Consider the following 12297-nt stretch of genomic DNA (forward strand, 5'->3'; position numbering starts at 1 on the left):
GATGATTTTAAAGAAAATTATAATCATATTCCTTGGCGTAGTATTAAGGATATGCGTAATATCATGACTCATAAATATGAATCCGCAGAATTTGATGTTATGTGGTATGCATTGACAGTTGAAGTTCCTGAATTAAAAGAAAAGCTAGTTAAGTTGAAAAATATCAATTTGTAACAATCCATTTACTTTTTTTAACAGTTTTTTTTTGATTTTGTATTATGTTTCCAACAACGACCTGTGTTATTGCATTGCTTAAGTATTGTAGATGCGGGTATTAATTAAATAGCTATTAATTATATATAACTTAAAAATTAAATCATTAATTAATTAAAATTATTTTGGAGAGAGGTTAATATGAAAGGCGATGTATATTACGGAAAAGGTATTCGTGAATTGGAAGATCAATATCCTGAATTGTATGAACTTGTGTCTGATTTGAATGAAACTGTGTGGGATGGAAAAATCCTGGATTACAAAACCCAAAAATTAATAGCTATTGGAATTACAGCATCCCGTGCAGATCCAAGAGCAACCAAAAAACAAATCAAAAGTGCTATTGAAGTGTTAGGCATCAGCAAAGATGAAATCGTTGATGTTTTAAGGGTAGTATTATTGACTTCAGGTATGCCTGCATTTTCAAAATCCCTGCAGATATTAAACAGTGTATTGGAAACTATGGATTAAGCTTCAAATTAATTTTTGAAGTTTATTTACTATTTTTTTAAATCACTATTATATTTAGTGATGTTAATATTTTTAAAATGAAGTATATTATTAATAAAATCATTCCTGCATTTACAAGCACTGTTTGCGCTGGTTTTTCAAGATAAGTCTCTCTTTTTGAATCATTCAATTCAATTTTGTTGTATTTCGTAAATATTTCATATAGTCCAACAAAGAGAGCCGAAACCAATATTATGAAATAAAGTGCAATTATTCCAATGTCACAGATATTCATTATTCCCTGAGCAATGTTTTCTGCTGCTGAGCTGAAAAATATGCTGACTACAGATCCGTAGAAGTTCACGCAGGCATGTATTATAATAGGGTATATGATTTCGCCTGTGTTTATGTAGAGATATGCCAGAAATCCTCCAAGGAGAAATGCATAGAAAAACTGGCTCAGATTTCCATGAAAGAGTGCAAAGATTAATGCGGACAAAATTATGGACAGTTTCGCACCATATTTAATTGTTCTCTCGATTAGAATCTTTCTGAAAAATATTTCTTCAAAGATTGGTGCCACTGTGCATATTATTAGCAGGTTAATGTAGATGCTTGAATTTTCAATCAGCTGTTCTACGGGGTTTATAACTTCATTGGACATTGTGTTTCCAATCAGTGTGGTTATGACCGTTCCAATCAGGTTTCCCGCTATCATCAGAGTTATTGCTATGCATATGCATTTTAAAAAACCTATAACATTCAGTCTGTTTTTATCGATGTTCACGGTTTCGATTTTTCTCATCAGATATATAAAAATCGGAAATATGAGGATATAGCTAGTTATGGATCCTATTATTGTCTGAATGTTAATGTCATTCAACAGATTGACATCAACCAAGGATACAATATTTGCTATGATGATTTGAAATATTATTGGTATCAGTGCCAGAAGCAAATAGTTAAAGCCGATTTTTGAAAATGTTTCTTTATGTTCGTCCATTTTTTTAATCTCCAATATAGTGTAATTTATATTTAACTTAATTGTTAATAAAGTTTTTGTTTGAATCATGAAATTAATTTTGGAATGACTAAAAATTATTTTGATGCACGTAAATTTAAATTAAGTTTAGCCTAATAATTATTCTTAGTTTGGCCTAAAACTTATTAAAAATCGAATATTTTATATATTACTTATTATTTAATATTATATTAGACAATGCATAATTTAGACAAAAGTTAAAATTTATGTATGCGTAAAAATTACATATGTTTTAGGTTTGCCTAAAATTTAAATAATATTGTCAATAAAAATAATAATGTTATTGGAATTTACATTTTCCAATAGATAAAAAATTACGGGAGATTGAAAAAATGATTAAAAAAGAATATGTTGACACTGTAATGAAACATAAACATGCACTTATTTTTGCTGGTGGAATTGCAACCGCTATAATTGGTAAAAAAATCTTAGAATCAGAAGCTGTTAAAGAATCATGTACCAAAGGTATGGCAGCAGTATTAGCTGCTAAAAAAGATGCAGAAGAATGCTACCAGGACATGAGAGAAAACGCAGAAGACATCGTTGTCGACGCAAACTCCGAAGTCAAAAAAGAAATTTACGTTGAAGAAGACAAAGAATAAGATTTTTTTTATCAAGGTAAGAAAAATGAAATATCAAGTAATGTATGATAAAGGAACCCGCCTGAGGGTTCGTTCAGGCCAATGGGCTTTCACTCAAAAGGAAGGCTATGGTCTTGCTTCATTACTTTTGGAAAATGATTTTATCCATGAGGTTTACACATCACACAGAAACGGAAGTATTCTGATTTATTATGATGACGTTTCCAACAAAAATAAAATTTTCAAGATTTTGGATTCCATCACATTGGATGATCTGTTTGAAGCAGAAGCAACTCAGCTTCAGCTTTCAAAAGAAATCACTGATGACTTTATATTGAAATTAACTAAAATGATTGGATACAGGTTATTCGGAAGGATATTTTTCCCAATCAGGCTTAAAAATATATTAACTGTATTGAGAGCTACAAGATACATCTGGGAAGGATTGGACAGTCTTACTGATTTCCGTATTGATGTGGCACTTCTTGATGGAGCGGCAGTTGCCGGCGCATTATATATGAAAGATTTCGCACCTGCAAGTTCCATGATGTTCCTGCTGTCCATTTCTGATGCATTGGAAGACTATACTGTACAGAAAGCCAAAAGCACTCTTAAGGACAGTTTGGCATTGAATATTGATACCGTATGGTTAGTAAATGATGACGGTACAGAAGAGCAATGTCCTGCTTTGGATATTAAAAAAGGAGATAAAATCAAAATCCACATGGGCGATGTAATTCCTGTGGATGGAAAAGTAGTTGACGGCGAAGGAATGGTTAATGAGGCTTCAATGACAGGAGAGCCGTTGGCCGTTCACAAAAGACCTGGCAAAACAGTCCATGCCGGAACAGTAATTGAGGAAGGAAACATTATTGTTGAGGTTTATTCAATCAATAAGGAAACCAGACTTAACAAGATCATTGACCTTATTGAAAACTCAGAAGAGCTAAAAGCCGATGCACAAAGCAAAGCTGAAAAACTGGCAGATTCAATTGTTCCTTACAGTTTCCTTGCAACCGCACTGACATATCTCTTTACTAGAAATGCCACAAAGGCATTGTCCGTATTGATGGTTGATTTTTCATGTGCAATCAAGCTTACAACTCCATTGTCAATCATATCTGCAATGCGTGAAGCATCAGACAACCGTATGATGGTTAAAGGAGGAAAATTCCTTGAAAAATATGCTACCGCAGATACCATTGTATTTGACAAGACAGGAACTCTGACAAATGCTTCTCCTAAGGTCGTTCATGTATTCCCGATGACCAAAAGGTACACCAGGGAAGAGATCTTGAGAATGGCTGCCTGTATCGAAGAGCACTTTGCACACAGTATCGCAACAGCTATTGTAAGACAGGCTGAAGAGGAAGGAATCAAGCATGAGGAAGACCACAGTGAAGTGGAATACATCGTAGCTCACGGTATTGCTACCCATTATGACGACAAACGTGTTGTGATAGGCAGCAGACACTTCCTGTTTGATGATGAGGGTATTAAAATCAATAAAACTCAGGAAAAGAAAATCAAAAAAGAAGTAAATGAGCATTCTGTAGTCTACATGGCAATCGACGGAAAGCTTGAAGGTCTGATTTGCATTGATGATCCTGTGCGTGAAGAGGCAAAATATGTCATTGAGGAGCTTAAGTCATTAGGCATTGAAAATGTTATAATGCTTACCGGAGACAGTGAAAGCGGAGCCAAATCAAGCGCTGAAGCTTTAGGAATCACGCAGTACCGTTCACAGGTGCTTCCGGAAGACAAGTCAAGAATTGTTGAAGAGCTTAAAGCTGAAGGCAAAACTGTTATCATGGTCGGTGACGGAATAAACGACTCACCTGCCCTTGCAGCGGCTGACGTTTCAGTGTCCATGAAAAACTCATCAGATATAGCACGTGAAGTGGCAGACATTTCACTTCTCTCAGATGATTTGCATGACTTAATTACATTGAGAAAGTTAAGTACAGGAATGTTTGATAAAATCAATACAAACTATCGCAGAATCGTTGCTGTAAACGGTACCCTGCTTGTACTGGGAGTTTTAGGTGTTATCACTCCTGCAACATCTTCAATGGTGCATAACTTATCCACAATGCTTTTCGGTGCGTTAAGTACAAAATCCGTGCTTGATGACAGAGACCCTAATGAAATTCAAGTTGAAGCAATCGAAGTGGCGGATGCCGCTTAATTATGTAGAATTAATTTTCTACATTTTTTTCTTATTTTTTCTTAAACTTTTAATATAATAAGTTTCAAATCTAATTGTGTATAAAATTTTTAGTTAAGTGATGAGATGAATAAAAGAAAAATTTTACCGTTTATTTTACCGATTGCAATCATTATTTTTTGGTACGTCATAACAGGTGGTCTTCATTTAATAAGGCCTTACGTATTGCCAAGTCCTGTTGATGTATTTTTCTCAGCAATCAATATTATAGAATCTGGAAAACTGCTTAAAAATACTGTAGATACTTTATTCAAAGTTTTCTGTGGTCTGATTTTAGCTTCTGTTGTTGCCATTCCTTTGGGAATTATTCTTGGATGGTATCAGACTTTGGAAGATTTGGCATCCTTTGTTATCAGTATTTTAAGGCCAATTCCTCCTGTTGCATGGATTCCGTTTTCAATCTTGTGGTTTGGAATCGGAACCGTTCCGGCAGTATTCATTATCTTTATGGGTTGTGTGTTCCCGATTTTGGTATATACTATTGACGGTGTAAAAAGAACTGATAAGGTGCTGATAGAATCCGCCCAGACTTTAGGTGCAAATGACTGGAATGTTTTAAGAAGAGTAATATTGCCTTCTACTGTTCCATATATCGTTTCAGGACTCAAGGTCGGTGTCGGAATTGCATTGATGTGTACAATTTCCGCTGAAATGATTGGTTCAAGCAGCGGATTGGGTTATATGATTTTAACGGCTACAAACCTCTTTGACACAGGTACTACTGTAGTCGGTATGTTGGTTATAGGATTAATTGGATTGGTCCTGGATTATGTATTCGGACTTGCACAAAAAAGGATTTTCTGGTAGGTGTCTTGAATGTCAATTGAAATTAAAAATATTAACAAATCCTTTGATGGAAGAGGAAAGAACTTATCTGTTTTGGAAAACATTAACTTGAATATTAAAGACGGTGAACTGGTATGTCTGCTTGGACCGTCCGGCTGCGGTAAGACAACTCTTCTTCGTTTGATTGCAGGTCTTGATCATCCTACTTCCGGTGAAGTCGTAGCAAATGGGGAAGTTGTGGAAAAACCGTCCGGTGACAGGGCAGTAATCTTTCAGCAGTATTCACTGTTCCCATGGCTGACTGTTCTGCAGAATGTAACATTCGGTCTTGAGATTTCAGGAGGTTCCAAAGAGGAAAACATTCAGGCGGCAGAAAGATATCTTAAAAGTGTCGGTTTACTGGACTTTAAAGATAGCTATCCTCATGAACTTTCAGGTGGTATGAAACAAAGGGTCGCAATTATTAGATCTTTGCTTAATCATTCACCAATCTTGCTCATGGATGAACCGTTTTCTGCATTGGATATGCAAAATAGACACAAGCTTCAGGAACAGCTAATAGGAGTTTGGCAAAGGTTTGAAAATACAATCGTTTTTGTAACCCACGATGTTGATGAGGCAGTGTATCTTGCAGACAAGATTGTCCTTCTTGACAAAAACCCTGGTAAAATCCATGAAATCATTGATGTTGATTTGGAAAGGCCAAGAAAAAGAGAATCCCAAGAGTTTTTAGCTCTTCAGGAATCAATCGTTGATAAATTAGATATGGAAGAATAGCTTTAAAGCTATTTTCTTTACTTTTTTTAAATTTTTGCTATTAATGTGCCGTAGTCTCCATTTTTAATGGCTTCATAGACATAATCAAAAGATTTCAAACAGGATGTTTTCAAATTGTTTCCTTTTTCAAGATATGCAACTATTGCAGAAGATAAGTTGCATCCTGTTCCGTGAAGATTATCGCTTTTTAGCAGTTCCTGCTTTTCAATGGTAATTTCACCACTAAAATTCATTGTATTGATACCGTCAAGATGTCCTCCTGTAATCAGTACGTCGCATGGAAACTTTTCACTTGCTTTAATGGCATCTTCTTTCGAGTTTATTTTTAAATCAGTTAGTTTTTCAGCTTCAGATATGTTTGGTGTGGTTAGAATGGCTTTCGGAAGCAGATATTTATTTAAAGCATCGGCCAAATCGTTTTTTGTCAAATCTCCTCCAGATGTTGCAACCATGACCGGATCAATTACTGCCTTTAAATTATATTCAGTAATCTTATTTCCGACCAGTTCGATAATTTCAGGGGAATAAAGCATTCCTGTTTTAATATAGGTGATGTCGTATGCATCCAAAACAGCATCAATCTGTTCTTCAATGTAATTAACATCAATAGGGCTGATTGAAAAGACTCTGTTTGGATTTTGGGCGGTTAGTGCAGTTACAACTCCGCATCCGTAAACGCCTATTGCCTGAAATGTTTTCAAATCCGCAAAGACTCCCGCACCTGCTGACGGGTCAACACCTGCAATTGACATCACTACCATTGTTCATCCTCTGGTAACCTTTAAACGTTCGCTTCCACGGAAAGGCTCGACGTTAACTTTCAGTTCTTTCAGATATTTTCTTGTGTGTGTCTTTTTGCCGTGAATCATGATTTCACCCAAATCCTGTGCGGTATTGACATCCAGTGCCATAAAGAATGAATCGTGAACCTGAGGATTCAGTTTTTTCCTTTCGGCAGCCTGAAGATGTTCCTCATAACTGAAACCTTCAAATCTGGTGTGTATCGCCATTGGCTTCATGATTATCATGTTTGTTCCACCGCCTTTTGATGGGACAATGATAAAGTCAAGGCTTTTTGATGCATCAATTAGCATCTGGACATTGGTTTTTCCGATTAATGGCACATCTGACGGGACAATAATAACCTTTTTCGCTTTTCCTTTGCAGTATTTCATTGCCTGCTTTAAGGCTTTGTTAAGATTGGAATTTTCATCCTCTAAAATGGTATCAAGGTTCAGCTTTTCGGCATAGCTCAACACGTCCTCATCCCTGCTGATGATGAATATCCTGTCAACATGTTTTTTTAATGTGTCTGTAACATCATGAAGCATGGCCTTTAGGAGATTTTCCCTTTCTTCTTCAGATAAAAAGGGAGATAATCTTGTTTTGGCATTTTTGAATTTGCTGACAGGTATTATTGCGTAAATATCATCCATTTAAATCACTTAATAGGTTTTTGCAATTAATGCAACATATTTGGCGTCTTTTCCGCTAACAATACATTTGGCTCCATCTTCAGCATCTTTATAAGTTCCTAAAACGTCATAACCTGTTTTTTCTTCAATCTGTTTGCCGCAGTCTTCATCACCGCACCAGTTAACGGCAACAACGTTTCCATCTTCAATCAAATCAGCGATTTCATCCATATTTTCTGTGAACTTGATATGTTCTTCCTGGAACTTCCATGCTGAATCCTTAAGGTTTTCATAAGATTTGTCAAGCAAATCCTTAATGTTATCGACTAGGGAGTCATCTAAAGCCAGTTTGATTTTTTCTCCTTCATCACGTCTCATTGCTATGGTGATATTGTTTTCCAGATCTCTTGGTCCTAGCTCAAGTTTCAATGGGGTTCCTTTCAATTCCCAGTCGTAGAATTTTTTTCCAGGTCTGATGTCCCTGTCATCGATGTTTACACGAAGTCCTGCATTTTCAAGTGACTCTTTAATTTCCAGACATTTTGCCATGACTTCTTCTTTTCCTTTTTTAAATAAAATTGGAATTATTGTGACTTGGTTAGGTGAAACCACTGGTGGAAGGCGCAAACCTTTTTCATCGCCATGAATTCCAATGATTGATGCAACAACACGGTCGGATACTCCTGCACAGGTCTGGTAAACATATTTGTGTTCTCCATCTTTATCTTCAAAGGTGATATCAAATGTTTTTGCAAAAGTCTGGCCTAAATTATGTATTGTACCTACTTGTAAGGTCTTTCCGTCAGGCATGATTATATCAAAAGCCATCGTATAGTCAGCACCAGGGAATGTATCCCATACAGGTCTTTTGGAAATTAGGTAAGGAATTCCGAATCTGTTAAAGAATTCTTTGTAAATTTCAATAAAGTCTTCAATTTGTTTGTCACATTCTTCTTTTGTTGCATGAGCAGTATGTGCTTCTTTGAATGTTGTAATCTCACGAACACGTATTAACGGACGGGTATGTTTTGTTTCGTACCTGAATGTGTTGACTACCTGATAATATTTGATTGGCAAGTCAATATGTGACCTAATCCATAATGCATACATTGGGTAGATTGCAGTTTCACTGGTTGGTCTTAAAGCTAATTTTTCATTTAAATCGTTTCTTCCACCTTTTGTAACCCAGTAAACTTCCTCTTCAAATCCTTTAACGTGTTCTCCTTCTTTTGCGAGTTCTCCTTCCGGAACGAGTAATGGGAATAAAACTTCGTCATGATCTTTATCTAAAAGTTCTTTGATTTGTTCAAGCATATATTTTCTTATTTTAAATCCGTAAGGCATCCAAATTGCCATTCCTTTGATAGGATATCTTGAATCAGTAATATTTGCTTCTTCTAAAATGTCATGAAACCATTCGCTAAAATTTTCCACCATATCACCTAAATTTTATTTATAATATTAATATATTAGTCTCTAATCAGTTATATAATTACTTTCGAATTAATATAATAGAAATATTTTAATAACAGTTAATACACAAAATTAAATATGATTAGTTTAATCACTGGTGCATTGTATTACAGTTCCAATTGGTTTTCTGACCTGTTGGGTTTTATATTCGGTATTGCAGTTTTTCTTCTAGTTGGTGCTTTCTGTTCAGGTGTTGGATCATCAGAGAATTCTTTTTCAAAAACAAAAAGATCTAATTCAAATTATTATGGAAGATCAAACTATTCATCATATAGTTTTGACCCTTATGAGGAACAGACAAACTATGATCCTACTTGGGATGATGCGTTTTTTGAAAAGACTGGTATTGAACCTTGGTTTGATGATAATCCATGGGATCATGAAAAAAAAATAGTTTTTTATATGAAACTTTTTTGTTGTTTTTTGGGAAATAGTTTTTTATAGGAAACTTTTTTAGTAATTTTTAATAAATAGTATTTTATAGAAAACTATTTTAGTAATTTTTAATAAATAGTCTTTTATAAAATAATTGTTTGGAGATTGCATAATGGTTGAAAGAAAATTATATATGAATAAGATTAGCACATTCATTGATGTAGATTTGATTAAAATAATAACTGGAATTAGAAGATGTGGTAAATCCTATTTTTTCAGTTTAATCATTGACTATTTAATAAATAATGGTGTTAATGAAGAGGATATTCTTTTAATTGATTTTGAACTCCCACAATATAATAATATTAAGACCAGAGAACAATTGGATGATATCGTGTTGGATTTTCTTGAAAATCATGAAAACAAAACTTATTTATTTTTTGATGAAATTCAAAATGTTTCCGAGTGGGAAATAAGCATTAATGGTTATTTTAAATTGTCTAATGTAAGTATTTTTATAACAGGTTCAAACTCAAAACTATTGTCAAAAGAACTTGCAACATTCTTGACAGGACGTTATATATCAATAGAAATGTATCCTTTTTCTTTCAATGAGTTCATTGATTATAAAAAAGAATTGGGTTCAGAACCATTATCGAACAATGAATTGAATACTGAAATTGAAAATTATTTCAATGAATATCTTAATTATGGTGGTTTGCCTGTTACAATAGATTCAAAAAATCATAAAGAAGTTTCCTTAAATGATTTATACTCTTCAATAATTTTGCATGATATTGTGGAACGTTTTGAAATAAGAAACATTGGTCTTTTTAATAGAATCACGAAGTTTCTTGTTGAAAATATCGGGAATTTAGTCTCTGCTCACTCAGTTTACACATATCTAAAGCATGATTTGAAAATCACAAAATCAACAATTTATAATTATTTGGATTATCTTGAAAATGCATATATATTCTCAAAAATTACACGAGAAGATTTGTTGGGTAAAAAGGAAATTGTGGCGTCTAAAAAATATTATTTGATGGATCAGGGTTTCTATAAATCTCAACTTGAAGAAAAGCAACGAAATGTTGGTAAAATTCTTGAAAACATCATATATCTTGAATTACTTAGAAATGATTGCAAAGTTACTGTAGGTTGTTTTAACGATTATGAAATTGATTTTGTTTGTAGAAAAAATAATAAGAAGTTCTATGTTCAGGTAGCTTATCATTTGGAAGATGATGATGTTAAGGAACGTGAATTCAGGCCATTAATGTTAATAAAAGATAATTATCCCAAGTATGTTTTAAGTATGGATAAAGAAGATTATTCAATGGAAGGGATTGAGCATATTAATATAATTAAATTCTTAAGGGAATTTTTCTATTAAACTTCAAAAGAAAAGTTATTTAATATAATGATTTCATATATAAAAATGTATAGTTATTTTTTTAGGAGATATTTATGAATCATAGGAAAATACAAATGCCTCGTGAGGTTTACATAGGACCTGACGTCATCTATGAAACCGCTGAGATTTTAGAAGGTTTGCACCTGTCAAAAAAGGCTTTAATTATCACAGGCCATCATACTTATGATGCCGGAGCCAAATATGTGCTTGAAAACCTTGAAGAGAATAATTATGAAGTTGATGTCAAAATTATTGATGATGCTTCATTTGAAAGTGTAAGTGAAGTGGAAGAATACATTGACTCCGATACTCTTGTTATCGGTGTTGGCGGAGGAAAAATAATTGATGTTGCAAAATACGCATCTTTCAATAAGAATGTTTATTTTGTTTCCATGCCTACAACAGCTTCACACGACGGTATTGTATCTCCTTTAGCTTCAATTAAAAATCCTGACAGATCCACATCCGTTAAGGCCAATGCACCGATTGCCCTTATTGGGGACAGTAATATTATTGCAAATTCTCCATTCAGACTTTTGTCTGCAGGTTGTGCCGATTTGATATCCAATTTCACTGCAGTCAAGGATTGGGAATTGGCTCATAGGCTGAAATTTGTCGAGTATAGTGAATCTGCGGCTTCACTTTCAATAATGTCTGCTAAACTGATTACAAACAATATTCATAATATCAAGCCTGGACTTGAAGAGAGTGCCAGGATTGTTATGAAGTCATTATTCAGCAGCGGTACCGCAATCAGCATTGCAGGTTCCAGCAGACCGGCCAGCGGATCTGAACACATGTTTTCACATTCTCTCGACAAGATACTTGAAAAACCTAAATTGCATGGGGAACAGTGTGGTGTCGGAAGCATATTGATGATGGCTCTTTATGGTGATGACTGGAAATTCATAAGGGACTGTCTTAAAGCTGTCGGAGCACCAATTAACGCTAAGGAACTGGGAATTTCTGATGAGGATGTTATTGAAGCATTATTGATGGCTCATAAAATAAGGCCTGACAGATATACTATTTTGGGAGATAACGGAATTTCAAAAGATGCCGCATATGAATTGGCACATAATACTGAGGTGATTTAGATGATTACATTGATTGGTAAGGATTTGGCAAGTGAAGGAACAGAATTTGTTTTCTTAGGTCCGGCTGAAGAATGTGAAAGTTGCAGATTCAAATCATCTTGCGTAGGCAGTTTGGAAGTAAACAGAAAATATGTGATTACTGATGTCAAGGATAATGAGCAGAAATGTCCGATTCATGCAGAAAATGCGGTAATTCCTGTTGAAGTTGAAAGAGCTGAAATTGAAGTGCTGACCACTTCCAAAAATATCTTTGAAGGATCAACTTTCACTTATAATGCTCCTGATTGTGATGATTATTGTGAATATCATGACCTGTGTTTCCCTGAAGGTTTAATCGAAAATGATAAATGTATTGTTTTAAAGAATCAGGGAAAACATAAGGAAGGCTGTAAAAAAGGATTAATTCTTAATAAACTTACTTTAGGCTTTGTTATTTAATGTTGG

The 12297-nt window shown here is 34.4% G+C and carries 14 protein-coding genes; 10 read left to right on the top strand and 4 right to left on the bottom strand.

Features of this window, described 5'->3' with window-relative positions:
• Both ACKI2W_RS00855 and ACKI2W_RS00860 read left to right on the top strand, forming a co-directional pair.
• Positions 1 to 174: DUF86 domain-containing protein (locus tag ACKI2W_RS00855; protein WP_407378719.1), on the top strand; the 174-nt coding region annotated here is incomplete at its 5' end.
• 180 nt (positions 175 to 354) lie between these two features.
• Positions 355 to 684: a carboxymuconolactone decarboxylase family protein gene (locus ACKI2W_RS00860; RefSeq protein WP_292798269.1), complete on the top strand. Its 330-nt coding sequence runs from the start codon at positions 355 to 357 to the stop codon at positions 682 to 684.
• Positions 685 to 721: 37 nt separating this feature from the next.
• Here the strand turns inward: ACKI2W_RS00860 and ACKI2W_RS00865 are convergent, their stop codons facing one another.
• Positions 722 to 1666 (bottom strand): CPBP family intramembrane glutamic endopeptidase, encoded by a 945-nt coding sequence (locus tag ACKI2W_RS00865; RefSeq protein ID WP_407378571.1) that lies wholly within the window; start codon positions 1664 to 1666, stop codon positions 722 to 724.
• A 371-nt stretch (positions 1667 to 2037) separates the two neighbouring features.
• Between ACKI2W_RS00865 and ACKI2W_RS00870 the strand changes: the two genes are divergently transcribed.
• From ACKI2W_RS00870 to ACKI2W_RS00885, 4 genes are all read left to right on the top strand, one after another.
• Complete coding sequence (locus tag ACKI2W_RS00870) at positions 2038 to 2307, top strand: DUF6110 family protein (protein ID WP_407378573.1); 270 nt, start codon at positions 2038 to 2040, stop codon at positions 2305 to 2307.
• Between the two features lie 25 nt (positions 2308 to 2332).
• Positions 2333 to 4474, top strand: a complete 2142-nt coding sequence (locus ACKI2W_RS00875; RefSeq protein WP_407378575.1) for a heavy metal translocating P-type ATPase — start codon at positions 2333 to 2335, stop codon at positions 4472 to 4474.
• A 105-nt stretch (positions 4475 to 4579) separates the two neighbouring features.
• Positions 4580 to 5320, top strand: coding sequence for an ABC transporter permease (locus ACKI2W_RS00880; protein WP_407378577.1), 741 nt, complete (start codon positions 4580 to 4582; stop codon positions 5318 to 5320).
• Positions 5321 to 5329: 9 nt separating this feature from the next.
• Complete coding sequence (locus tag ACKI2W_RS00885) at positions 5330 to 6076, top strand: ABC transporter ATP-binding protein (RefSeq protein ID WP_407378579.1); 747 nt, start codon at positions 5330 to 5332, stop codon at positions 6074 to 6076.
• 26 nt (positions 6077 to 6102) lie between these two features.
• On the opposite strand, the gene thiD is transcribed toward ACKI2W_RS00885, so the two are convergent.
• Genes thiD through proS form a run of 3 tightly spaced genes read right to left on the bottom strand, consistent with a single transcriptional unit; the run spans position 6103 to position 8928 of the window.
• Positions 6103 to 6837: a bifunctional hydroxymethylpyrimidine kinase/phosphomethylpyrimidine kinase gene (gene thiD, locus ACKI2W_RS00890; protein WP_407378581.1), complete on the bottom strand. Its 735-nt coding sequence runs from the start codon at positions 6835 to 6837 to the stop codon at positions 6103 to 6105.
• A 3-nt stretch (positions 6838 to 6840) separates the two neighbouring features.
• On the bottom strand, positions 6841 to 7512 hold the full coding sequence (cofC, locus tag ACKI2W_RS00895; protein ID WP_407378583.1) for a 2-phospho-L-lactate guanylyltransferase: 672 nt from the start codon (positions 7510 to 7512) through the stop codon (positions 6841 to 6843).
• A 9-nt stretch (positions 7513 to 7521) separates the two neighbouring features.
• The gene (gene proS / locus ACKI2W_RS00900) at positions 7522 to 8928 is read right to left on the bottom strand and encodes a proline--tRNA ligase (RefSeq protein WP_407378585.1); all 1407 of its coding nucleotides are present in this window, start codon (positions 8926 to 8928) and stop codon (positions 7522 to 7524) included.
• A gap of 114 nt (positions 8929 to 9042) precedes the next feature.
• On the opposite strand from proS, the gene ACKI2W_RS00905 reads away from it, so the two are divergent.
• The 4 genes from ACKI2W_RS00905 to ACKI2W_RS00920 all read left to right on the top strand — a co-directional run bounded on the left by ACKI2W_RS00905 (position 9043) and on the right by ACKI2W_RS00920 (position 12291).
• Complete coding sequence (locus ACKI2W_RS00905) at positions 9043 to 9408, top strand: hypothetical protein (RefSeq protein ID WP_407378586.1); 366 nt, start codon at positions 9043 to 9045, stop codon at positions 9406 to 9408.
• Between the two features lie 103 nt (positions 9409 to 9511).
• Positions 9512 to 10735 carry an ATP-binding protein gene (locus tag ACKI2W_RS00910; RefSeq protein WP_407378588.1) on the top strand — a complete coding sequence of 408 codons (1224 nt, stop codon included), beginning with the start codon at positions 9512 to 9514 and terminating at the stop codon, positions 10733 to 10735.
• A 74-nt stretch (positions 10736 to 10809) separates the two neighbouring features.
• Positions 10810 to 11853 (top strand): NAD(P)-dependent glycerol-1-phosphate dehydrogenase, encoded by a 1044-nt coding sequence (locus ACKI2W_RS00915; protein WP_407378590.1) that lies wholly within the window; start codon positions 10810 to 10812, stop codon positions 11851 to 11853.
• The gene (locus ACKI2W_RS00920; protein ID WP_292799020.1) at positions 11854 to 12291 is read left to right on the top strand and encodes a UPF0179 family protein; all 438 of its coding nucleotides are present in this window, start codon (positions 11854 to 11856) and stop codon (positions 12289 to 12291) included. It abuts the gene before it with no gap.
• The last annotated feature ends 6 nt before the right edge of the window (positions 12292 to 12297 follow it).

It is taken from the genome of Methanobrevibacter sp., from assembly GCF_045603845.1.
Classification (GTDB): Archaea; Methanobacteriota; Methanobacteria; order Methanobacteriales; family Methanobacteriaceae; genus Methanocatella.

Coding starts and splice junctions, on each gene's coding strand:
- thiD (WP_407378581.1), bottom strand. CDS start 6,837: ATGGTAGTGATGTCAATTGCAGGTGTTGACCCGTCAGCAGGTGCGGGA.
- ACKI2W_RS00860 (WP_292798269.1), top strand. CDS start 355: ATGAAAGGCGATGTATATTACGGAAAAGGTATTCGTGAATTGGAAGAT.
- ACKI2W_RS00920 (WP_292799020.1), top strand. CDS start 11,854: ATGATTACATTGATTGGTAAGGATTTGGCAAGTGAAGGAACAGAATTT.
- ACKI2W_RS00865 (WP_407378571.1), bottom strand. CDS start 1,666: ATGGACGAACATAAAGAAACATTTTCAAAAATCGGCTTTAACTATTTG.
- ACKI2W_RS00910 (WP_407378588.1), top strand. CDS start 9,512: ATGGTTGAAAGAAAATTATATATGAATAAGATTAGCACATTCATTGAT.
- ACKI2W_RS00905 (WP_407378586.1), top strand. CDS start 9,043: ATGATTAGTTTAATCACTGGTGCATTGTATTACAGTTCCAATTGGTTT.
- cofC (WP_407378583.1), bottom strand. CDS start 7,512: ATGGATGATATTTACGCAATAATACCTGTCAGCAAATTCAAAAATGCC.
- ACKI2W_RS00875 (WP_407378575.1), top strand. CDS start 2,333: ATGAAATATCAAGTAATGTATGATAAAGGAACCCGCCTGAGGGTTCGT.
- proS (WP_407378585.1), bottom strand. CDS start 8,928: ATGGTGGAAAATTTTAGCGAATGGTTTCATGACATTTTAGAAGAAGCA.
- ACKI2W_RS00870 (WP_407378573.1), top strand. CDS start 2,038: ATGATTAAAAAAGAATATGTTGACACTGTAATGAAACATAAACATGCA.
- ACKI2W_RS00880 (WP_407378577.1), top strand. CDS start 4,580: ATGAATAAAAGAAAAATTTTACCGTTTATTTTACCGATTGCAATCATT.
- ACKI2W_RS00885 (WP_407378579.1), top strand. CDS start 5,330: ATGTCAATTGAAATTAAAAATATTAACAAATCCTTTGATGGAAGAGGA.
- ACKI2W_RS00915 (WP_407378590.1), top strand. CDS start 10,810: ATGAATCATAGGAAAATACAAATGCCTCGTGAGGTTTACATAGGACCT.